Origin of the sequence: Absicoccus intestinalis (assembly GCF_033971885.1) — a bacterium.
GTDB lineage: Bacteria > Bacillota_I > Bacilli_A > Erysipelotrichales > Erysipelotrichaceae > Absicoccus > Absicoccus intestinalis.
Map to the genome: position 1 here is coordinate 164,215 of NZ_JALBUS010000003.1, position 21,980 is coordinate 186,194.

The window sequence follows — 21,980 nt, forward strand, 5'->3', positions numbered from 1 at the left end:
ATTGGCAACATAGCCAAATTTATTTGATTTCTAAGATCTTTACATCATAGGGTTCTTCCACATGATGAACGGTTACGGTTTGACCAACTTTGGAACCAATTAACGTTTCACCAAGCGGTGTTGCATTCGAAAGTTTGCCTTTTAGCGGATCGGCTTCTTGACTACCAACAATTTGGAATTCCATTTCCGTATTATCCGATAAATCTAAGATCTTAACAGTGGATCCAAATTTTACTTTTTTCTCCCCAGATTCTTTTTCTACATCATTGACAATGACCGCATTTTTGATCATTGCTTCTAATTCTTGAATTCGTGCTTCGACACGAGCTTGATGATCACGAGCTGCATCATAATCCGCATTTTCGGACAAGTCACCTTGAGCACGAGCTTCTTGTAACTCGACAATGACTTCATTTCGTACATTATGAATTAAATTATTTTGTTCTGCAACTAAAGCATTATAACCTTCTTGCGTTACATAATTTTTTTCTTCTGCCATGTTTCCACTCCTTATTTTTTTGCACAGTGATTATATCACATATCTATTGGTTGTCCAAATTCAGGTCCAATTCTTCGACCTTTTTTTCATGCTCTTCTAATGTCTTGGAATAATAGACTTTTCCATCGCCATGGATATCGGCTACAAAATATAGATAATCGGATTTAGTCGGATGTAAGACAGCATCGATGGCATTTTCTCCTGGATTTAAGATCGGACCAATTGGTAATCCATCGTGTTCATACGTATTGTATGGTGAATCAACATCCGTATTGACTTCACAATCTTGTGCATCTTTATAATCATCGTACAATGCGTAACAAACCGTTACGCTGGATTGTAGTTTCATTTTATCATTCAATCGATTATAGAATACCCCTGCAATTTTTTTCATATCGCTTTTCGTGGCAGATTCAAATTGAACAATACTTGCTAGAGTCAAAATTTGTTGTAAAGAATAGCCACTCTTATCAATATCGGATTTGTATGTGTCATATATATCTTGAAAACGATCGAGAAATACTCGTGTAATTTCATCAATTGTCATATTTTTCGTCAACAAATACGTGTCTGGGAATAAATATCCTTCTAATTTGACTTTATAGTTGGAATTATTGAGAGTATCTACATCTAAAAATGTATACTCTTTGGCCAATTTCTTAATATAATTGATATCGTTCCATTTTTTTAATATTTCTTTGGACGTATATTTTGGATACTTTTCTGCAATCATAGCAGCAATTTCTTTGGCCCATTTTCCTTCGGGTACTGTAATTTTGATTTGTTCCTTTGTCGCATTATTGACATTGGAAATATATTTTAGAACCCCCTCTGTGCTTAGACCATTGCTAATTTCATAATCGCCCGCATAATAAGATTCTTGTGTATGTATCTTCGAATACAAATCGGCCATTCGAGCTGAGCGGATCAGCCCTTTCTTTTCAAGATTGTTTAATACATTATCATAGGATTCGCCTTCTTGGATCACAAAATCAACTTTTTTAGATCCATTACCAACGGGTGTCAATGCATAGAAGTAATAGCCGCCACATGCTACAACCATAATCAAAAGTATCAAAACAACGATGATCAGTGGTCGATGTTCATGTTTGGCTTTATGCATTCTCTTCATCCTCCACAAAGGTGTTGATGACTTCTTCTACCATATCCCATTCTTCGTCACTTTCAATGGGGAATAAATTTCCTTGGGCATCATAGCGGGATGCATAAACTTGGCCATCTTCTAGATCTGGGTCTTGAAAAACCACATATTGTTGTCCATAATCGGGCGAATCAAAAGTAAACAAGATGATCATCTTTTTTTCTTGTCCATTTTCGTCTGTCACATATAAGCAATTTGAATCTAACATGATAGGGTCCTCCTTTTAAAAAAAATACGGGGATCTAAACTAACCCCCGTTACGTTGTCGATCTAAGTAACTCTGTAAAATTTCTACAGCGGCCATTTGATCAATGATTTGCTTGCGTTTTTTTCGCGAAACATCCCCTGAAATCAATAATCGCTCAGCACTCACCGTTGTCAATCGCTCATCCCACAGATGACAAGTAATGCCTTCTTTTTCCAATTCATTCGCAAAATCAATCGAAAGCTGTCCGCGCTCGCCAATATCACCATTCATATGTTTAGGCAATCCCAACACAACTTCTTTGATCTTCTCTTGATCTAATAGCTCTAAAATTTGATCAAAACAATCATCATAATCATCAGATTCAAAGCGAATGGTCTTTAGAGCTCTCGCAATAAAACGTGAAGAATCACTGACTGACACGCCACATGTTTTACTTCCTAAATCCAATCCGATAATGCGTTCCATTACTTCTCCAGATAGGCGCGCACCAATTCTTCAATGATTTCATATCGTTCAATACGTTGAATCAAGTTACGTGCATTCTTATGTGAAGAAATATAAGCAGGATCATTACTGATCAAATAACCTGCAATTTGGTTAACAGAACTATATCCACGTTCTTCCAGCGCATCGCTGACTTCACGCAAAATGGTCTTGATGTTTTCACGACGAATTTCTTCAGTAGTGAAAGTCATTGTTTCTGTAACGTCTTTCATCATCATCACACTCCCTTAATAGATATATATAATTATACACAATATTTTTCGATAAATAAACCGGTTTACGCAATTGTCTGTAAGGTTGCTTTTACGTTTTCTAATGCCTCGGCCACTTTGCTAGCATCTTTACCTCCAGCTTGCGCCATATCAGGTTTTCCACCACCATTTCCTTGGCAGATTTGTGCAGCAGCTTTCACCAATTTTCCAGCATGTACGCCATGAGCTACGGCTTCTTTACCAGCACCGGCTACAAAGACCAATTTTCCATGATTTTCATTCACAAAGAAACATACCACTTTTTCATCTTGTGCCTTGGTATTGGATACAATATCTTTTAATGCTTTGGCATCCATATTTTCTACTTGTTTGATCAAAACATGGATCGATCCCCAATCTTCAATGTCATTGGCCCAATCTTTGGCTTTTAAAGCAAACATTTGATTCTGCAAATTCGCAATTTCTTTTTGGAGTTCTTTCATTTGCTCATAGCTCTGTGCCACTTTATGATCGATATTCTTAATGGTCTTTTGTTTGGCACTGGATGCAATATGTTCCAACATGCGATGTTCTTGGGCAAATTCATTGTATGCAGCCAATTTGGTCTTAGCCGTGATCCGTCGAACATCCGATCCAATGGATTCTTCACTCACAATCTTGCATACACCAATTTCGGATGTATTGTGAACATGACAACCCGCACAGAATTCTTTGGATACATCTCCCATCGTTACAACGCGTACACGATCACCATATTTTTCGTTGAACAAAGCCATTGCACCGGATTTTTTGGCTTCGTCAATATCCATGATTTCTTTGGTTACTGGATATCCAGCCGCGATATATTCATTCACAAGATCTTCAACTTTAGCCAATTGTTCGTCACTTACTTTTTCATAGTGATTAAAATCAAAACGTAAATAATCGGCACAATTGTAGGATCCAGCCTGATGAATATGTGAACCAACCACTTTTTGTAAAGCAGCCTGCAATAAATGGGTTGCCGAATGATTGGCCGTTGTATTTAACCGTTGTTCCTCATTGATTTGACAAGTCACCGTATCGCCGATGGTCAATTGGCCCGCATTGATCTTAACTGTATGCAACGGTTGTTTATTTGGCGCTTTTTGTACATCGGTTACATCCAATTCTACACCATCACCTGTCATCGTACCGGTATCTGCTGCTTGTCCTCCGCTTTCGGCATAGAAAACCGTCTGATCCAAGATGACTTGTCCATCATCACTCAGTGTATCCACTGCTTCACCATCTTTAAATAAACCAATCACTTTAGCTTCGCAAGTATATTGATCATAACCAATAAATGTACTTGGTTGGGTGAAAGCCATCAAAGCTTCGTGTTGTTCCCCAAAGGATTCCTTTGTATTTCGTGCATTTCGAGCACGTTCTTTTTGTTTGTTCATTTCAATATCAAACTCTTCACGATCCACCGATACATTGGATTCTTGGGCAATTTCTTGCGTTAATTCAAATGGGAATCCATAGGTATCGTAGAGTTTGAATACGATCTTTCCTGGTAAATGACCATCGCATTTTTGAATTTCAGCATCCAATAATGCTTGTCCGTTTTTCAACGTTTTCTTAAATGTCTTTTCTTCGACTTCAATCAATTTTTGATTGTAAGCAACATGTTCTTGCAAATATGGATAGAAATCTTGCATGGTATCGGCCACCACAGGCACTAATTTATATAAGAATGGTTCGTCCAGTCCTAATTTCAAACCATAACGAACGGCTCTCCGTAATACACGACGCAATACATAGCCACGACCAGAATTGGAGAAGTTAGCCCCATCGCTCATCGCAAAAGTAATGGTCCGAATGTGATCGGCAATGACTCGATAAGCCATTTTATATTCACCTTCATATGGATATTTCGCTAATTTTTCAGTAGCATGAATGATAGGTAAGAATAAATCGGTATCAAAATTGGTTTCTCCATCTTGGATCAGTGCAACCAATCGTTCCAGTCCCATTCCGGTATCAATGTTCTTTTGAGGTAATTCTTTATAGTCTTTTCGATCAATGGATGGATCACAATCGTATTGAGAAAATACAATATTCCATACTTCTACATATCGATCATTTTCCATTTCATCGAAAAATAATTTTTCACCTAATCCTTCTGGATCATATTTTTCACCACGGTCAAAGAAGATTTCACTATCTGGCCCTCCAGGCCCTTTACCAATTTCCCAGAAATTGTCCATGGTCCGTAACATGTGGCTTGGATCAACGCCACATTCTTTGGTCCAAACATTATAGGCATCATCATCATATGTATATACTGTGATATATAAACGATCGGTGTCAATGCCCATCCATTCTTCACTGGTTAAAAATTCCCATGCAAAGTGAATGGCTTCTGTTTTAAAGTAGTCACCAATGGAAAAGTTTCCCAACATTTCAAAAAATGTATGATGGCGAGCTGTTTTCCCTACATTTTCAATATCATTGGTACGAATGCTTTTTTGTGCATTCGCAATTCGATTGGAAGCTGGTTTTTCACTTCCATCAAAATATTTCTTTAAAGCGGCGACCCCAGCATTGATCCATAATAAAGTTGGATCATTCACGGGAATTAGACTTGCGCCGGGTTCGATCATATGACCCTGTTGTTCAAAATAATCCAAAAACATTTGTCTGACTTGGTTGCCTGTTAATTGTTTCATCTTTTCCTCCATTAAAAAACGTTCCTATTTCTAGGAACGTAAATTACGCGGTACCATCCTAGTTCATCCATGTTTGATAGATGCCCTTGATTATTCGTTAACGCCGAAATACGTTTATCTCCAAAATAGCTTCAGACCAAATTCTTTGTAAGGTTTACACCAACCACCTTATCTCTGATTTCCTAAACAAGATCCTACTTATTTTTATCATCGATAAATCAAATGAATAATATCACGAACAAAGTAAAAATTCAATAGACTATTGGATTGGATCCAATGTCAAGATTCGTGTCAGCCATTCCGCAACTTTTTCAATATTTTTACGTGCAAATTGCTCATTAAAGTCTTTTTCTGCCCATTCTATGGTAAATCCAATCAAGGTATCTGTTAGCGTTGTTAAGAAGAAGATCCGATCGTCTTCGGGTACATTCATTTCATTAAAAATTGGTGTGAAATAGTTTTCAAAGGACACCCAATAGATTTGATGCATATAGCGAAATAAATCATGTGTACTCAATGAATTAAAGATATGACGTCCAGCTAATTTCCATCTTGCCACTTTTCTTAAGATATCTTCAAGCATTTCTCGCCAATTATTCAAATTAATGTTTTGTAAATTGGTTTGATCGATCAGATATTGAAAAGTTTGTCCCAAGAGATCATAAATATCTTCAAAATGGTAATAGAAAGTATTGCGATTTATGCCACATCGAGTCACGATATCTTTTACAGTAATTTTTGTGAACTCTTTTTCCTCTAATAATTCAATTAATGAATGCATGATCGCAATTTTTGTGAAATCTGACATACGCTATCCCTCTGTCCATTATTTTAAATGATTCATTTTTAATATTCAAATGTTTACTTTTCCTGAATGTATAAGTCAATATCAACAGATCCAGAAATTCCATCAACGGATCCTTTCTGTGTATACTGCCACATCGTAAACGCTTTCTTATATGTTAGGGTATCGCTATAGGAAGCTAACCATATATCTGAATCGATCTTGTTCACCTGAATATCATTGGATAGCCAAGATGCATTCCCATACACCAATGTTTTATAACCTTTCTTTTTCAAACGAGATACAAAGGCATTGGCAATCTTTGTTTTCTCCTGTTTGGTCAAATCATCGATCCGACTGGTTTGGCCTTCTAATCGTTCCATATCAAAAGCAATCGGCAGATCTAAATCATAAGCAGAAACCAAGGATAGAACATAATCGGCTTCTTCTTTCGCTTCCGCTACCGTAATGGCACTGGAAAACCAATAAACACCTACTTTTAAACCGGCTGCTTGCGCTGCTTTGATATTGGTGGCAAATGCACGATCTTCATACAAAGCCCCTTCACTAGCACCTCGATATCCACATCGAATCATCGCAAAAGTAATATCGCTTTTCTTTACGGCATCCCAATCAATAGATCCTTGATGACTGGAAACATCGATTCCTGTTTGCGTAGAATAATGATCATCACTAAATGTCATCAATCCATTTTTATATCCAAAAGCATTTAGATCATAATAAGAGCCACTTTTTTTCTTTTGTGTAGAAGAAGACATGGAAAGAATCGATAGGATCAAGCCAACTACACAAACCAGGATCATCCATAAGATCATGAGTCGTTTTCGCTGTTTTTGTTGTCTCATGCATCTATTCTAACATGTTTTAGTCGATTGGTTCTATGGAATGAATAAACATACATCGCATCGCATTCAAAACCGCAAGGATCATCACACCGACATCGGCAAAGATTGCAACCCACATATTGGTCAAACCAAATGCGCTTAGGACCAAGCATAGAACTTTGATACCAATCGCAAACCAAATATTTTCTTTTACGATTCGTAAACATTTTCGTGAAATATGAATAGCCGTCGCTAATTTTAATGGATCGTCGTCCATTAATACGACATCTGCTGCTTCAATGGCTGCATCACTTCCCATGGCTCCCATGGCTACCCCAATATCGGCTCGTGATAATACCGGTGCATCGTTGATGCCATCGCCCACAAAAGCTAAACGATCCGTTTCTTTGGCTTTATTTTGAAGTAGATCTTCCACTTTTTTTACTTTATCTTGAGGCAATAATTCACTATAGACATTTTGGATACCTACATCTTGAGCGACTCGTTGCGCGACCGATCGAGAATCTCCGGTCAACATCACAATATTGGATACACCATTTTTCCGTAATTCAGAAATCGCTTGTTTCGTATGTGGTTTCACAACATCGGAAATATGAATATGGCCGGCATATACGCCATCGATTGCAATGTGGACAATGGTTCCAGCATCCAAGCAATTTTGCCAGGAAATGCCCATTGCATCCATCATCTTGGCATTGCCAACACAAACAAGTTTCCCATTGACTATTGCTTGCATGCCTTGTCCTGCTATTTCTTTGGCATCCGAAATCGAACAAGCATCGGCTTCATTGGGATATGCCTTCTTTAGCGAATTCGCAATCGGATGGGTCGAATAACGTTCCACATGGGCAGCCATATGAAGCAATTCGTCTGCCGAAATTTTTTCTGGATGAATATTGGTCACTTCAAAAACGCCTTTGGTCAATGTACCGGTTTTATCAAATACCACTGTTTTGATTTCCGATAACAATTCTAGATAATTAGAGCCTTTGACCAGGACCCCTTCATGACTGGCCGATCCAATTCCGGCAAAGAAACTCAATGGAATACTGATAACCAATGCACAAGGACAACTAACAACTAAAAAAATCAATGCGCGATATAAGTATGTTCCCCATTGTGGTTGCGTATGCATCATACATTGAATCAGGGGTGGAATAAATGCGAGCGCAATGGCTGAATATACAACAATCGGTGTATAGATTCGAGCAAACTTCGTAATGAAATTTTCGGAATGCGATTTATGCGAACTCGCATCTTCAACCAATTCCAACACTTTGGCAACGGTCGAATCCTCAAAAGCTTTGGTCGTGCGAATTCTTAATACGCCATCGGTATTGATACAACCACTAATGACTTCATCCCCTTTATGCACAGAACGAGGTATGGATTCACCGGTTAATGCAGTTGTATCCAAAGATGCATCACCATCCAAAACTACACCATCAATTGGGATTTTTTCTCCCGTTTTCACAACCAGGATCGATCCAATTTCTATTTCATCCGGATCTACTTGTTCAAGATGACCATCTCGTTCTAAGTTGGCATATTCTGGTGCAATGTCCATGAGATCCGTAATATTTTTTCGACTTTTACCAACGGCATAGGATTGAAACCATTCACCCACTTGATAAAACAACATGACTGCAATCGCTTCTGTATAGTCACCATTTTCACGAATCGCTAAAGCAATCGCACCGACTGTCGCAATGGCCATCAGAAGACATTCATCAAAAGGTTGGCGATGAATGATTCCTTTGATGGCTTTCCATAAAATGTCATATCCAATGATCAAATATGGAATCATATATAGAAGAAAACGCATCCAACCCGAAACGGGAATAAAATACAAAACAATCAGTAATCCTGTAGACAAGAGGATACGAATTAAATTTTGTTTTTGTTTCTTATTCATAAACTGACCTATAGGAAGATCTCGCAATCGTCTTCCACCCGTTTACAATTTTTTCGCACTTGTTCCATCACCGTTTTGGGTTCTACCCCCTCTTCAAATTCGACTTTCATTTTCAGCGTCATAAAGTTTACTGTGGCATCTTTGACACCTTGCGTGGCTTTTGCAGCTTGTTCCATTTTATCTGCACAATTAGCACAATCTACATCAATTTTATAACTTTTTTTCATACAAATCACCCTTTCAACGATTCAACAATCGTTTAATTGTATCTATATGATAGCATACTCTATGACGATGTCAACAAAGATAAAACAATTATTCAATCTTTTACTTGACGATAATGATAGAATGAAAAAAAGGAGATTTTTATGACTAAACCATTGCCGCATCATCATCAAGAAAACGAACAAGAAATCATTGAACATATTCCCAATCCAGAAACCATTGAAACGGTTGCTGCTGCCATGAAACAGCTCGGTGATCCCACACGATTGCGCATCTTTTGGTTTCTTTGTCATGCCCAAGAATGTGTGATCAATATTGCTGCAGCAGTCGACATGTCCAGTCCAGCTGTTTCCCATCATTTACGCTTATTAAAAGATGCCGGATTGATCACCAGTGAAAGACATGGTAAAGAAATGTATTATCAAGCAGCCGATTCTGAACTGGTAAATACACTTCATCATGTCATAGAAAAAGTAGCAAAGGTATCTTGCCCATCCCATGAAACGTAAATCATCGTAATTGGTCGTTTACGACGATCGACAAAAACACGTTTCCCTTATGCAATCGAAAAGATTCAAATTTCAATCTGTATTTAATTTTTTCTTTATTTCTTTCATCAGATCCGCATAACAAACGATATTTGAAATCTCAAGATTTTCTGCCACCGTTGTAACTATAGGTTTTGAAATATGTGAGACAGTAAGTATTTTGTCATCTAAAAAAGCATGTTCTATATCACCGAAATATTGAATGGAACCATTGGACATGATCATCACATCAGAGAAATTTTTCAACAACGAAATCAATATATGTGAGATAAATAATACGGTGGTTCCCTTTTCTTTGAGCCAATTTAAGATATTCACGATTCGTTTTTTTCCTAATAAATCTTGTGTTCCCGTGATTTCATCGAAAACGATAATTTGAGTATTTCGTAGCAATGCTGACGCAATATTGATGAACTTACGCTCTGAATACGATAAATCGAAATAGTTTAATAAACTTACTCCTTCTTTTACTGTTCTAGATACATCATCAGGGATAGAATCTTCATAAACAAAGTTCAAAGAGAATTGAAATGACGGTTGAATTGCGTTACATTGATTAAAGTATTTCATCACAACAAAATTATACCAAAAAGGCCGATGGCAATGAGCGTAGCTATTCAACCATCGGTCCCTTTTTAATAGACTAATCAATGATCACTCAGTACAGCACCCTAATTATTTAAACTATATTTCTTAACGAATTATTATTCATATGTAATATGATAGTTAAGATATTAAGCGAATTCTGATTTGATTGAATATCCTTATTTTCTAAATTCGAATCCATATGTCTATTCATCTATATCCGCAATATATGGAATAGAAGGTGCCGCCCCTTTTTTACTGATTGCCATCGAGGAAGCTCTTGAAGCAATATCCATCGAAATTTTTATCGTTTTTCCTTTTACGATAGAGGCAACAAAGAAACCAATAAATGTGTCTCCAGCACCTGTTGTATCCACAACCGGAGCTCTATATGCTTTTTGCCGATAAATCCTTTCACCATGGATATATACAGATCCTGTTTCGCCCAGGGTCAAAATTATGTGTTTGTTTGAAAAACGTCTCGCTAAACCTTCGATGAGTTGTGAAATATTTTCTGGATCGATGTTTAATAAAGCACTTGCCTCGTGCTCATTTAAGATTAAGTAATCGACAAAATCAAAATTCACTTGTTTGGCATCTTCATTCATCGGTGCTGGATTATAGATGACGATCATTCCCTTTTCATGAGCTTGCTCAATGATTTTAGAAACATCATTGATCTCATTTTGTAAAACAATGAAATCTCCTGCCTGATATGTATGCAAGATCTTGTCAAAATAGAAGGCAGGAATAGCACGGTTTGCCCCACCATATAGAAGAATGCAATTATCATGACTATGATCGATCTGAATGATCGCATGGCCCGTTTTTACGTCTGGATTTATATAAATAAGACTTGTATCAATACCTTCGTTGCTCAAATAATCCAGCAAGAAACTACCATCTTTGCCAACCGATCCGGCATGTGCCACATTCACGCCTGCTCTTTTTAATGCAACGGTTTGATTTAAACCTTTACCTCCAACAAATTGTTGCATTGATTTTGAAGCTATTGTTTCTCCTTTTTTAACAAAGTTATCCACCTCATACACATAGTCGATGTTTAAAGATCCGAAATTTAACACTTTCATATTCATTCCACTTTCAATGTTTTAAATATATATTCTTTATATTTTTCGGGATAAAGCTTACTGCAAACATAGATATTTGGCTCTTTGCCCGAGAAAAAATTACTGTCCACCAATACCGAACCATAGCTTGGTCCAGGTGTCGTATCAACTTGACAATAGTATTTCTTACAATCCTTGATACACTCCGGATACAAGGCTGCTGCCATCGCCGATGGATCTGCCATATCCAGATACGTATCACCGAAACGATCCACATTCATTTCCATTAATACTCGATTGCAATCGATGGCAAACTTACCTAAATCTCCACTTTCACGAATCCGTTTAATTTCAGGTGGGGTCAACATACATTCATCCAAACAGGCATCCCAACCTACAAAGATGACATTTTCCAATCCGGCTTCAACCACAATTCTTGCGGCTTCTGCATCTTGCCATACGTTAAATTCCGCTACGGGAGTAACATTACCAACTCCTAATCCTGCAGATCCCATAACGACGATCTTACCCGCTTTTTTCATAATTTCAGGTGCCAATTTGATGGCTAAAGCAATATTCGTCAAAGGACCTAAAGTAATGATATCAATTGCACCATCCTCACTCGCGTCCAAAGCTTCAAGAATTTTTAATACTGCATGCCCTTCGCTTTTCTTTAAATAATGAGGAACTAACCCAATATCTCCCATTCCATCCTTTCCGTGTGTTTCATGTGCATAGATCAATTTTTGAAGCAACATTGTCTCACAACCACGATATACCGGCGGTGTATATGTGTTGGCTACCTCAATGGTCGTTAACGTGTTTTTAATTGCCTGATCAACATCTACATTTCCGGAAACCGTCGAAAAAAAGAGAATCTCGTAGTTCTTATCATTCAAGGCCATCGCAATGGCCATGGCATCATCGGATCCACAATCCGTATCAATAATTATTTTTCTTTTCATATCTTTACCCTCTATTCCTTCACAGGCTCTTTCTCTTTCGTCGTAAATTTCAAAATCGCTGCCGCCAGAATACAAACAGCAAGCATGATCAAAGCAAATGCTGCCATCAAAAAAAGCCATAGCATAGGAAAGACTGCTGGTCAAAACGACACCGGACTTACTGTCGTTCCAATACCAAATCATGCTTGTCTAAAAGTCAATGATTCTTCCTAATTTTTCTTAAATACGCCACTCAACATGGTTGGACACATAGCATCTTGTGTACCAAAAGCAATTCCACCTATAAACGATAGTATCATATCTATAGTATCGTTTGCGAATAAAGGTGTACCGGCTAAGAAAATAGCGGTAAAAAGTGTGCCAAGGGTCAACACTTTGGAAGAAGCACTCTTCCACCACCAAACCCGTGATATTCATCGTCAAAATACGTTCAAGAGCAAAAGCTAATAAACCGACTGTTTCAATCGTCTGACCATACAATTTTGAAAATTGAGGCAAATTACTACCAATAATAACATATGAGGCTCTTGCCAAAAAATACATGTAAAATTTATATCGATCCTGATTGCACCTAGTTGCTTAATACATATTTCACAGATGCTGTTGTCTAGATCATTGCACCCCTTTCTTATTGTCCATATCTTGAATCCATCGCATCTATCTAAAATCATTAATAATTGGATATTGATTGTTCCTTTATAAACATGAAAAAAAGATCTCTACATTTGAGATCTTGATGAATATATTCTATTATATACAAAAAAAGCCTTAAAAGGCTTTCTAGACAATGGTGCGGGTGACAGGACTCGAACCTGCACGCGTAAGCAATAGATCCTAAGTCTATCGTGTCTGCCAGTTTCACCACACCCGCATGCTTATACAGTATATCCTATTCAAATATAAAAGGCAAGTAAAAAATAGGTCAATGACCTATTTCTTATAAATCTTTGCAATCTTCGATCCGGCGTTTCACACCATTTAAAATGACATAGCCTTGTTCCGGCTCATCATGCACAATATAGCGTTCTCCTTGTTCCTTGTGGTCATGTTCATATTGTGTTTCACAAGTGATATCTTGTTTCGGCTTTAGTGCAGATTTTGATTTATTCATTTGTGCTTTCACAATGCCATAAATAACAAACATCAGGAATAAACCAATACAAATAGCGAACATCATGATCGTGTTCCCTCTTTTACACCTTCAATCAAACCAACAAGATTTTGTATCTCAGAAGGGATGATGATCTTTGTTGCTTGTCCATTAGCCATTTTTGCTAAAGTATCCAGACTTTTTAACTTGATGACCGCGTCATCAGCACCCGCTTCTTTAATTTTCTTGATAGATTCAGCCGTTGCTTCTTGCACCTTCCGAATAGCCTCTGCCCGACCTTCTGCTTCTTTGATTTCTTTTTCTTTCTCAGCTTCAGCACGAAGGATCATTGCTTGTTTTTCCGCTTCTGCATTTAATAAGGCGGATTGATTATGACCTTCCGCTTCCAAGATCATCGATTGTTTTTCTCCTTCTGCCGTTAAGATGGCCGCTCTTTTTTCACGTTCAGCCTTCATTTGTTTTTCCATCGCTTCTCGAATGGCCGTTGGTGGCTGAATATTTTTCAATTCTACACGTGTTACTTTGATTCCCCAAGGATCCGTAGCCAAATCTATGATTTGCAGCATCTGCGAATTGATGGCTTCTCGGCTTGTCAAGGTTGCATCCAATTCCATATCACCGATGATATTCCGTAAAGTTGTAGCTGTTAAATTTTCCATGGCCATGATCGGATTTTCTACACCATAAGCATACAATTGTGGATTGGTAATCTTGAAATATACAACACTATCGATTTGCATCGTAACATTGTCTTTTGTGATCACTGGTTGTGGTGCAAAATCAGCAACTTGCTCTTTTAATAACACTTTTCGAGCTACCTGATCGATAAAGGGAACCTTAAGATGAGGTCCTGAATCCCATGTTGTATAATAGCGTCCCAATCGCTGGATTACATAAGAACTTCCTTGTGGCACAACACGTATCATAAGTAACATTAGGAAAATCAAGATAAGTAAAATGAATATAAAAAACATACCCTTCTCCTTTAAGCTTTGCTTATATAATACAAATATGATAACAAAAATTGTACACAAATATCTAGAATTTATTTAAAAAGGTAAAATTCGCTTGATTTCAACAAATTCATATTTGATTCCATAAAAAAACGCAGATCTCTCTGCGTGAAAAAATCCAACTTAAAGAAAATTTAATGTAAAACGGTTGGTTTATGAAAAGACTCTAACTCATCTTGGATATATTTTTCCAGTTTCTCTAAAAATTCATCCGTAATTTCAAAACCATCAATTTCCGCAGGTAATTGCAAATGATTACGAACAAAATGAACCTGAGGAACCTCAGACATATTCTGATTTCCCATTTCCTTATCAACTTCTTTTAATTTTTCAAGAATTGGTTCTGCCAATTCTTTCATCAATTCATCCTCTGTCATACTTTTATTATAGTTTTTATCCGCAATTCATGCAAGCTATACACATTAAGCCAATTGATAATCTTGCCTTTCAATAAATTCCTGTCTTTTGGATTCATTCCAATATTGGACCGGTTGATAATATCCAGCCATGCGTGCCCATACTTCTACTTTTTCATTACATACTGGACAAAGCGTATGGGATCCTGGAATGTATCCATCCTTGTTGCAGATTGAATAAGTCGGTGAAATGGTCAAATAAGGAATCTGAAAGTGATGAATGATTTGATCAACAAGATGCATACAATCTTGCCAATGGACAATTCGCGAAGGAATATATACATGGAAAGCAGCACCACCTGTAAATAATGGCAAAAATTGTTGTTGGATCGTTAATGCTTCAAATACATCATCGGTATAGTTCACCGGTAGATGGGAAGAATTTGTATAATAACTTTTCGCATGTTCTGGCAACCATGTCCGATCTTTTTGCACCAATTCATAGGAGACTCGTTCTCCTGGAGTAGCCTCTAGGTTAAAAAAGGAATGATATTTTTCTTGATACTGATACAAACGATTTCTCATATGTGTCAATACCTTCACGACAAAATCTTGGGCTTGTTCCTTTCCTAAATCGGAATGGATCCAATTGGCCATTTCACAGGCCTCATTCATACCGATGACACCAAAAGTGCCAAAACAACGATCAAAAGATTTTAGATAATGTCGGGTATATGGATATAAACCCGCTTGTAAAAATTGATTCAGTATTTGTCTTTTTACATCCAATGTACGAGCAACTAGATCCATTAATTTATCTAGTTTTTCAAAAAAATCCGATTCATTCTTGGATCGATGAGCCAGTCGTGGCATATTGATGGTCACCATACCAATGGATCCTTGATTTTCTCCATATCCAAAAAAACCACTTGGCTTTTCATACAATGTATGATAATTATTCATCTTTTCTCGTGCATAACGAGAATGATGTGCAAAATAGGGGCTACCATATTTGGCAGCGACTTCAAACAACAATGCATTTAAAGTATCATTTTGCCAATCAAAATCATCTTGAATATTGATGGTTGGGATTGGAAAAGGAAAACTACGACCTGATTGATCAGCTTCCAATAGCGTTTTAAAAAAAGCTTTTTGAATCATTTTCATTTCATCAAGGCAATCTCCATAAACAAAATCTTGTTGAACACCACCAATAAAAACAGTTTGATTCTTTAAGTCTTCAGGGACGGTCCAATCAAATGAAATGGTCGAAAATGGTGCTTGAGAACCCCATCGAGCTGGAATATTGACTCCATAAATAAAGGTTTCAATACATTGTTGCGTACTTTTTTCATCCAACTGATCGACTTTCACAAATGGTGCTAAATACGTATCAAAACTTGGTATACATTGGGCACCTGCCCATTCATTTTGAAGGATACCTAAAAAATTGATCAATTGATTACAAGCTGAAAATAAATGTTTTGGCGGTCGTGAATGAACATTATGATCCAGTCCACTTAAACCATGTTCCAATAAAGGGCGAATGGACCATCCACAACTATCTCCCGTCAACATATCCAAATCATGAATATATATGTCACCTTTTTCATGGGCTTCTACAATTTGTTCATCATAGATAAAATGTGTCCAATAGTTTTTGGTGATGGCACCCGAGTTTGAAAGAATCAATCCACCAATGGAATACGTCGATAATCGATCATCATTGGGCAATGATTTATCAACATGAAGATAGGCATCCATGATCTTCTTATGGACTTGTGATACTTTTTGAAATTCTCTTACATTTTCACGCTGTTTTCGATAAAGGATATAAGCCTTCGCCACATCCGCATAACCAGTTACCGATAAAACATATTCAACACAATCTTGAATTTGTTCTACAGGAATCTTTCCATCTTGGATATCATCTGAGAATTCACTCGTTACACGTAGACTTAATAATTCAATAACAGAATCATCGGTTTCTTTGTTTAACGAGGCAAAAGCTTTTTGAATCGCTGCTTCGATTTTATGAATATCGAAGGCAACCACACTATTATCACGTTTAATAACTTGTATCATTCAGCTTGAACCTCCACTTCTAGATTTTCATCACGAAAAATTTGAGAAATTTTATTGATCTGTGTTGGATCAAAATTATGTAGTTGTTTGCTAAGCGTTGGTAAACTTTCGATATTGGTATGAAGAATAATTTTTTTCATGCCCGAAAGCCATTTCGCCAATGATTTTAGCGAAGCCATCGTATGATATTCTTGATTTAAATACAATTCAATTTGGTAAGGAATCGTCTCTTTCTTTAAGATATTTAAGGTTTTTTCAATGGGATGTATATCAAAATGCGCCATCCCAATGGATTTCGCATATTGACCTGGACTATTTTTTATATCTAGACTCACAAAATCAACGTATTTTTTTTGTATCAATGTTTCCAATTGATCGGGAAAGGATCCATTTGTAGTCACTTTGATGTAATATCCCATTTGTTTGATCAATGTAACAAAATCAAATAAACGAGGATCCATCAAAGGTTCACCACCTTCGATACAGACAGCCTCTAATACATCTGATCGCTTTTCTAAGTATTCGATGATTTCTTGTCGAGGTAATTCTTTCATCCCTTCTTGGATAAAGATCAATTCTGGGTATCGGTCAAATGGGCAGCGAAAATTGCTACCGGCCGTATATAAAACAGTGCTTATTTTATGTGGATAATGAGTCAATGAAACTTTCTGCCAATGAAAAAAAGGTAATTGAGAGGAAATGGATTCTGCATATTCTTTTGCGTTATTGGCTATCCGATTATATGATGGTAAAAATTGTCGAAACGCAACATCATCAACACCTTGAATCAAATGTTGCCACCAATCTCTTCGAATAGAATATACCTTTGCCATGGATTGTTTCGCAAAATCCGAAGTATATAATTCTTTATTTCGTTTATCCACTTTCGATGATTGCACTATAATAAATCCCTGTTGTTCTAAATGTTTTACACTTTTCGATATGGTTCCCTTATCGTAAACACCCATTTGTGAGATTTCACGCATAGAAATGCCTTCATTTTCATAAATCATGATCAAGATTGGTAATTGCGCATAAGTCAAATGTAAATCTTGTAAATTTCGATCATAATATTTTTGTGTGCTACGATACATGACACTGATGTTCATTAATAAATTTGTTTGTTGATCCATAGTTGAATTTTACCATATAAAAAGATGGATATGACATATCCATCTGAAATCAATTACTTTTCTTTCGCATCAAAATGCTCATCACGAACAACGACATCGTGAGCTCCACCTTCTACGATACTTGTTTGAGAAACCAACGTGATTTTTGCATTTTTTTGTAGTTCTGGAATGGTTAAACATCCACAGTTGCACATCGTATGACGAACTTTTGATAGAGTGATCCGTACATTATCTTTCAAAGAGCCGGCATATGGAATATAAGAATCAACACCTTCCACAAAAGCCATTTTCTTATCTCCACCCATATCATAGCGTTGCCAGTTTCGGGCACGAGCCGAACCTTCACCCCAATATTCTTTCATATAGTTTCCGTTGACCGTAACCAACTTATTTGGAGCTTCATCAAAACGAGCAAAATAACGACCTAACATGACAAAATCTGCACCAAATGCTAAGGCCAACGTGATGTGATAATCATAAACAATACCTCCATCACTGCAAATTGGTACATAAATTCCTGTTTCTTCAAAATATTTATCACGAGCACGAGCAACATCTAAAGTGGCCGTTGCCTGTCCTCGACCAATTCCTTTTTGTTCACGTGTGATACAGATGGAACCACCACCAATACCAATTTTGACAAAATCAGCACCAGCTTCTGCTAAGAATCGGAATCCTTCTTCATCGACAACATTTCCCGCACCGACCTTTACGGAATCTCCATAATGATCACGAATCCATTGGATCGTGTTGGCTTGCCAAGCGCTGAATCCTTCACTTGAATCAATACATAATACATCAGCTCCGGCTTCCACCAAAGCGGGTACACGTTGCTCATAATCACGGGTATTGATACCAGCACCAACAATGTAGCGCTTTTGATCATCCAATAATTCCAATGGATGATCTTTATGACTTTCATAGTCTTTTCTAAATACGAAAGCAACCAATTTTTGGTCCTTATCCACAATTGGCAACTGATTTAATTTATGATCCCAAATAATATCATTGGCTTCGGATAAAGTGATATCTTCATCGCCAACAATTAATTTTTCAAATGGAGTCATAAAATTCTTCACTTTTTCTGAAGGATCCATCCGACTAATACGATAGTCACGACTCGTTACAATACCTAATAGTTTTCCATTGGCTTCACCATTTTCAGTAACCGCCATGGTTGCATGTCCAGTTTCTTTTTTTAATGCCAAAACATCGGCCAATGTATCTTCTGGTGAAACATTGGAATCAGAACCCACAAAACCAGCTTTTGTCGCTTTAACACGGCGAACCATCGCTGCTTGTGATTCCACTGTTTGCGATCCATAAATAAAACTAATGCCACCTTCTTGAGCTAAGGCGCAAGCTAATTTTTCACCACTTACAGCTTGCATGATGGCTGAAACCATAGGAATATTCATTGAAATGGCTGGCTTTTCACCTTTTTTAAATTTCACCAATGGTGTCTTCAAACTTACACGATCCGGAATACAATCTTCACCTGTATAGCCTGGTACTAATAAATATTCATTAAAAGTTCTTGATGGTTCTTCAAAAAATTTTGCCATATTTCTCTCCTTTGTATTGAAATGATTATATGCAATTTTAATATGCTTTGCAAATTTTATTCGTATTCTCCAACCACAACTGAATATGGTGCAATGGTGATATCTTTTGCTCTCTGGCCATTGTTATTTCCGTTATCAAATAAAATCGTCACTTGATCCTGTACAACATAATGATATGTATTTCCGGTTGGATTGAAAAAAGAAATACAGCTATCTTCTTTATCGTTGCATTCGTAGACTAAAACAGCATCTTCAATCGTTTCAAAGCGGGTATTTTCTCGTGTCTTTTCAATGGTCGATAATCGAAAACAAGGATGTTTTTTTCGAATTTGGATCAGGGTTTTGGTTTGATTGAGTACGTCTTGAAAATAGTTACGACGATCATAATCGATTTTATTGTAATTATCCGATCGATTGTATGAATTACCAAGTCCTTGTTTGGTTCGACAAAATTCTTGGCCAGAATGAATAAATGGCACACCTTGTGACAACAAGACGATGGCATTTGCTAAAACCTGACGTTTTTTACGAATTTCTTCGTTTTCATCACTGCAACAAACTTGATTCTTATCCCATAGCGTATGGTTGTCATGACATTCTACATAATTGATGACTTTTTCAGGTGAGTCATACGTATTTCCTGAAGCGCTCATTCGATCCATCATAGAATAAATGATGGATGTATCCCCACTGGAAAAACCTTTTTGTGTTAATTGGTCATTCGGCCCTCTAACGACATTACGAAAACTATCCGAAAAATGGCCAATATATGGCATTTTTTGCTGATTTTGTTGCGTTGCCCGAAGATCTTCCGAAACAAAGCTTGGCATATTCCAACCTTCTCCATAGATCATAAAATCTGGTTTGATCTTCTTACAAACAGATGCAATTTCATTCATGACATTAACATCAAGGATTCCCATCAAGTCAAAACGGAAACCATCCACATCAAACCACTCAACAATACGACGACAAGTTTCAACCAAGTATTCGCGTGCCATCGGTGCCTGTGAATCATAATCATTTCCACAAAACGAGCCATTCGAAAAAGCACCTTCACGATTCATTAAAAAATAATAATTTGGAACAAGATTTTCCAATGAGAATTTTTCTTTTTCATAGACATGATTAAAAACAAGATCCAAATTTACACGGATACCTGCTTTATGGCAATTTGCGACTAAATTTGCGAAAGCTTTGACTCGACTGGTTGCATCAATTGGATTGATATCATAACTACCTTCTAAACAACGAAATTGTACGGGATCATAGCCCCAATTATAGAAAATATTGGGATATACTTCATCTACAGAACCAAAATCAAAGACGGGCATCAATTGAACATGGGTAATGCCTAAAGAACGCAAATAACTAAATCCGGTACATTTTTCTTTTGTAATCTCATTTTCTTGCGTAAATCCTTGAAATTTTTTGGGATAACTAACACCAATATCTGGCATGGAGGTCATATCTCGAATACTGGCTTCATAAATGAGTGCATCGCAATTGCTTTTTAACGGAGGCATAACCACTTTTTCTGGCAAATCAAGAAGATGGATATCCATCACAACCGAGTATTTAGAATTTGGACCGCTAAAATTGGTATACGGATCGACAATTTTTCGCCAACTGCCATTGACTCGTACCAAAAAGTAGTATGCATCGCCTAAGCAATTTTTATTGACACTCACTTCATAAACGCCTTTGGCATCTCGTTTCAAATGATAAACTTCTTCTTGTCGATCATGTTTTAACAACAACAAAATAGAATAGGCTATTGGCGACCATAATTTAAAGGTTGAACAAGTAGGTGTATAGGTTAAACCTAAATCGTTTCCTTTATAAGTATAGGTATGATTGAATCTTACTGTTTTCACAATGTGCGCATAGTTTACGATAGTTGTACGACAATGTTCATCATAAATGGTATATTCTTCACCCATTTGGATCGAAGAAGCATTTAAAGATAGATCATAATGGATATAGCCATTATACAGTTCAGACCGCGAACGAATGGTTAGAGGAATGATCCGATCATGTGTATCTTTTAAGTGAAAAATAGAACTATTTCCATTATAGAAATTTTTGGACATGAACACGTTGATACAGTCAAAATCATCAAAATAAGCCTCAAAGTTAGATTGCATTCGCATAAAATTTGCCTCTCTTCTTCTGTTATTCTACCACTAATATTAATTGTATTCTATGTATTTGCCAAGTGGGCATATCGTATATTTAAAATTTTATTATCTATTTTTCATGGATACTCTTTTCTGTTCATGGTATTATCACAATCACGTGATGGGATTCCATTCATAATAGAGTTCGGTATGCTCCCTTGTTAATCAACATAAAAAAAAAGACCCGGCAGCGTGCTAGGTTCGCAGGGGCAGGCCCAACTATCTTCGCCGCGGGAGTGCTTAACTTCTGTGTTCGGGATGTCAACAGGTGTATCCACTCCGCTATCGCTACCGGATCGTG

The 21,980-nt window shown here is 37.0% G+C and carries 21 protein-coding genes, 1 tRNA gene, 1 rRNA gene and 1 other annotated feature; of the genes, 1 reads left to right on the top strand and 22 read right to left on the bottom strand.

The annotated features are described in order from the left end of the window. Nucleotides 1–19: 19 nt before the first annotated feature. The 10 genes from greA to MOZ64_RS03090 all read right to left on the bottom strand — a co-directional run bounded on the left by greA (nucleotide 20) and on the right by MOZ64_RS03090 (nucleotide 9,070). Entirely contained in the window at nucleotides 20–499 is a 480-nt protein-coding gene (gene greA, locus MOZ64_RS03045; RefSeq protein WP_320325141.1) for a transcription elongation factor GreA, read from the bottom strand. 43 nt (nucleotides 500–542) lie between these two features. Next, a complete protein-coding gene (gene mltG / locus MOZ64_RS03050; protein ID WP_320325142.1) occupies nucleotides 543–1,622 on the bottom strand; it encodes an endolytic transglycosylase MltG in 1,080 nt (359 codons plus the stop codon). Next, complete coding sequence (locus MOZ64_RS03055; protein ID WP_320325143.1) at nucleotides 1,615–1,869, bottom strand: DUF1292 domain-containing protein; 255 nt, start codon at nucleotides 1,867–1,869, stop codon at nucleotides 1,615–1,617. The genes mltG and MOZ64_RS03055 overlap by 8 nt, the downstream gene beginning before the upstream one ends. Before the next feature lie 39 nt (nucleotides 1,870–1,908). Continuing rightward, a complete protein-coding gene (gene ruvX, locus MOZ64_RS03060) occupies nucleotides 1,909–2,334 on the bottom strand; it encodes a Holliday junction resolvase RuvX (RefSeq protein WP_320325144.1) in 426 nt (141 codons plus the stop codon). Then, the gene (locus tag MOZ64_RS03065; protein WP_128519928.1) at nucleotides 2,334–2,585 is read right to left on the bottom strand and encodes an IreB family regulatory phosphoprotein; all 252 of its coding nucleotides are present in this window, start codon (nucleotides 2,583–2,585) and stop codon (nucleotides 2,334–2,336) included. The genes ruvX and MOZ64_RS03065 overlap by 1 nt, the downstream gene beginning before the upstream one ends. Nucleotides 2,586–2,650: 65 nt before the next feature. After that, the gene (gene alaS, locus MOZ64_RS03070) at nucleotides 2,651–5,278 is read right to left on the bottom strand and encodes an alanine--tRNA ligase (protein WP_320325145.1); all 2,628 of its coding nucleotides are present in this window, start codon (nucleotides 5,276–5,278) and stop codon (nucleotides 2,651–2,653) included. A 29-nt stretch (nucleotides 5,279–5,307) separates the two neighbouring features. After that, nucleotides 5,308–5,498, bottom strand: a binding site (T-box leader). A gap of 39 nt (nucleotides 5,499–5,537) precedes the next feature. Continuing rightward, on the bottom strand, nucleotides 5,538–6,086 hold the full coding sequence (locus MOZ64_RS03075; RefSeq protein ID WP_320325146.1) for a TetR/AcrR family transcriptional regulator: 549 nt from the start codon (nucleotides 6,084–6,086) through the stop codon (nucleotides 5,538–5,540). Nucleotides 6,087–6,139: 53 nt separating this feature from the next. Further along, a complete protein-coding gene (locus MOZ64_RS03080; RefSeq protein WP_320325147.1) occupies nucleotides 6,140–6,928 on the bottom strand; it encodes a glycoside hydrolase family 25 protein in 789 nt (262 codons plus the stop codon). 19 nt (nucleotides 6,929–6,947) lie between these two features. Beyond that, nucleotides 6,948–8,843, bottom strand: coding sequence for a heavy metal translocating P-type ATPase (locus MOZ64_RS03085; protein ID WP_320325148.1), 1,896 nt, complete (start codon nucleotides 8,841–8,843; stop codon nucleotides 6,948–6,950). A gap of 8 nt (nucleotides 8,844–8,851) precedes the next feature. After that, entirely contained in the window at nucleotides 8,852–9,070 is a 219-nt protein-coding gene (locus tag MOZ64_RS03090; protein WP_320325149.1) for a cation transporter, read from the bottom strand. Nucleotides 9,071–9,211: 141 nt separating this feature from the next. Here MOZ64_RS03090 and MOZ64_RS03095 point away from each other — a divergent pair, with 141 nt between their 5' ends. Continuing rightward, nucleotides 9,212–9,577 carry an ArsR/SmtB family transcription factor gene (locus tag MOZ64_RS03095; protein WP_320325150.1) on the top strand — a complete coding sequence of 122 codons (366 nt, stop codon included), beginning with the start codon at nucleotides 9,212–9,214 and terminating at the stop codon, nucleotides 9,575–9,577. A 72-nt stretch (nucleotides 9,578–9,649) separates the two neighbouring features. Here MOZ64_RS03095 and MOZ64_RS03100 read toward each other — a convergent pair whose 3' ends face one another. The 12 genes from MOZ64_RS03100 to rrf form a co-directional block, all read right to left on the bottom strand. Beyond that, nucleotides 9,650–10,237, bottom strand: coding sequence for an ATP-binding cassette domain-containing protein (locus MOZ64_RS03100; protein WP_320325151.1), 588 nt, complete (start codon nucleotides 10,235–10,237; stop codon nucleotides 9,650–9,652). A gap of 170 nt (nucleotides 10,238–10,407) precedes the next feature. Beyond that, entirely contained in the window at nucleotides 10,408–11,292 is an 885-nt protein-coding gene (locus MOZ64_RS03105; RefSeq protein ID WP_320325152.1) for a ribokinase, read from the bottom strand. Nucleotides 11,293–11,294: 2 nt separating this feature from the next. Next, nucleotides 11,295–12,236, bottom strand: coding sequence for a nucleoside hydrolase (locus tag MOZ64_RS03110; protein ID WP_320325153.1), 942 nt, complete (start codon nucleotides 12,234–12,236; stop codon nucleotides 11,295–11,297). Nucleotides 12,237–13,024: 788 nt separating this feature from the next. Next, nucleotides 13,025–13,107, bottom strand: a tRNA-Leu gene (locus tag MOZ64_RS03115). Nucleotides 13,108–13,173: 66 nt separating this feature from the next. Then, entirely contained in the window at nucleotides 13,174–13,413 is a 240-nt protein-coding gene (locus tag MOZ64_RS03120) for a hypothetical protein (protein ID WP_320325154.1), read from the bottom strand. Next, nucleotides 13,410–14,273, bottom strand: a complete 864-nt coding sequence (locus tag MOZ64_RS03125; protein ID WP_320325155.1) for an SPFH domain-containing protein — start codon at nucleotides 14,271–14,273, stop codon at nucleotides 13,410–13,412. The genes MOZ64_RS03120 and MOZ64_RS03125 overlap by 4 nt, the downstream gene beginning before the upstream one ends. Nucleotides 14,274–14,494: 221 nt before the next feature. Then, nucleotides 14,495–14,719, bottom strand: coding sequence for a hypothetical protein (locus MOZ64_RS03130; RefSeq protein ID WP_320325156.1), 225 nt, complete (start codon nucleotides 14,717–14,719; stop codon nucleotides 14,495–14,497). 63 nt (nucleotides 14,720–14,782) lie between these two features. Then, nucleotides 14,783–16,801 (bottom strand): ribonucleoside triphosphate reductase, encoded by a 2,019-nt coding sequence (locus MOZ64_RS03135; RefSeq protein WP_320325157.1) that lies wholly within the window; start codon nucleotides 16,799–16,801, stop codon nucleotides 14,783–14,785. Continuing rightward, nucleotides 16,798–17,934, bottom strand: coding sequence for an anaerobic ribonucleoside-triphosphate reductase activating protein (locus tag MOZ64_RS03140; protein ID WP_320325158.1), 1,137 nt, complete (start codon nucleotides 17,932–17,934; stop codon nucleotides 16,798–16,800). Before MOZ64_RS03140 ends, MOZ64_RS03135 begins: the two co-directional genes overlap by 4 nt. A 53-nt stretch (nucleotides 17,935–17,987) precedes the next feature. Beyond that, nucleotides 17,988–19,499, bottom strand: a complete 1,512-nt coding sequence (locus MOZ64_RS03145) for an IMP dehydrogenase (protein WP_320325159.1) — start codon at nucleotides 19,497–19,499, stop codon at nucleotides 17,988–17,990. Between the two features lie 56 nt (nucleotides 19,500–19,555). Beyond that, on the bottom strand, nucleotides 19,556–21,652 hold the full coding sequence (pulA, locus tag MOZ64_RS03150; RefSeq protein ID WP_320325160.1) for a type I pullulanase: 2,097 nt from the start codon (nucleotides 21,650–21,652) through the stop codon (nucleotides 19,556–19,558). A 209-nt stretch (nucleotides 21,653–21,861) separates the two neighbouring features. Further along, nucleotides 21,862–21,975: ribosomal RNA gene (gene rrf, locus MOZ64_RS03155) — 5S ribosomal RNA — on the bottom strand. Between the last annotated feature and the right edge of the window lie 5 nt (nucleotides 21,976–21,980).

What these genes read in the sequence shown, in the direction of transcription:
- MOZ64_RS03080 (WP_320325147.1), bottom strand. Translation starts at nt 6,928, where the DNA reads ATGAGACAACAAAAACAGCGAAAACGACTCATGATCTTATGGATGATC.
- ruvX (WP_320325144.1), bottom strand. Translation starts at nt 2,334, where the DNA reads ATGGAACGCATTATCGGATTGGATTTAGGAAGTAAAACATGTGGCGTG.
- MOZ64_RS03105 (WP_320325152.1), bottom strand. Translation starts at nt 11,292, where the DNA reads ATGAAAGTGTTAAATTTCGGATCTTTAAACATCGACTATGTGTATGAG.
- MOZ64_RS03130 (WP_320325156.1), bottom strand. Translation starts at nt 14,719, where the DNA reads ATGAAAGAATTGGCAGAACCAATTCTTGAAAAATTAAAAGAAGTTGAT.
- pulA (WP_320325160.1), bottom strand. Translation starts at nt 21,652, where the DNA reads ATGCGAATGCAATCTAACTTTGAGGCTTATTTTGATGATTTTGACTGT.
- MOZ64_RS03135 (WP_320325157.1), bottom strand. Translation starts at nt 16,801, where the DNA reads ATGATACAAGTTATTAAACGTGATAATAGTGTGGTTGCCTTCGATATT.
- MOZ64_RS03110 (WP_320325153.1), bottom strand. Translation starts at nt 12,236, where the DNA reads ATGAAAAGAAAAATAATTATTGATACGGATTGTGGATCCGATGATGCC.
- MOZ64_RS03125 (WP_320325155.1), bottom strand. Translation starts at nt 14,273, where the DNA reads ATGATACGTGTTGTGCCACAAGGAAGTTCTTATGTAATCCAGCGATTG.
- MOZ64_RS03095 (WP_320325150.1), top strand. Translation starts at nt 9,212, where the DNA reads ATGACTAAACCATTGCCGCATCATCATCAAGAAAACGAACAAGAAATC.
- MOZ64_RS03145 (WP_320325159.1), bottom strand. Translation starts at nt 19,499, where the DNA reads ATGGCAAAATTTTTTGAAGAACCATCAAGAACTTTTAATGAATATTTA.
- greA (WP_320325141.1), bottom strand. Translation starts at nt 499, where the DNA reads ATGGCAGAAGAAAAAAATTATGTAACGCAAGAAGGTTATAATGCTTTA.
- mltG (WP_320325142.1), bottom strand. Translation starts at nt 1,622, where the DNA reads ATGCATAAAGCCAAACATGAACATCGACCACTGATCATCGTTGTTTTG.
- MOZ64_RS03090 (WP_320325149.1), bottom strand. Translation starts at nt 9,070, where the DNA reads ATGAAAAAAAGTTATAAAATTGATGTAGATTGTGCTAATTGTGCAGAT.
- alaS (WP_320325145.1), bottom strand. Translation starts at nt 5,278, where the DNA reads ATGAAACAATTAACAGGCAACCAAGTCAGACAAATGTTTTTGGATTAT.
- MOZ64_RS03085 (WP_320325148.1), bottom strand. Translation starts at nt 8,843, where the DNA reads ATGAATAAGAAACAAAAACAAAATTTAATTCGTATCCTCTTGTCTACA.
- MOZ64_RS03065 (WP_128519928.1), bottom strand. Translation starts at nt 2,585, where the DNA reads ATGAAAGACGTTACAGAAACAATGACTTTCACTACTGAAGAAATTCGT.
- MOZ64_RS03055 (WP_320325143.1), bottom strand. Translation starts at nt 1,869, where the DNA reads ATGTTAGATTCAAATTGCTTATATGTGACAGACGAAAATGGACAAGAA.
- MOZ64_RS03140 (WP_320325158.1), bottom strand. Translation starts at nt 17,934, where the DNA reads ATGGATCAACAAACAAATTTATTAATGAACATCAGTGTCATGTATCGT.
- MOZ64_RS03120 (WP_320325154.1), bottom strand. Translation starts at nt 13,413, where the DNA reads ATGATGTTCGCTATTTGTATTGGTTTATTCCTGATGTTTGTTATTTAT.
- MOZ64_RS03075 (WP_320325146.1), bottom strand. Translation starts at nt 6,086, where the DNA reads ATGTCAGATTTCACAAAAATTGCGATCATGCATTCATTAATTGAATTA.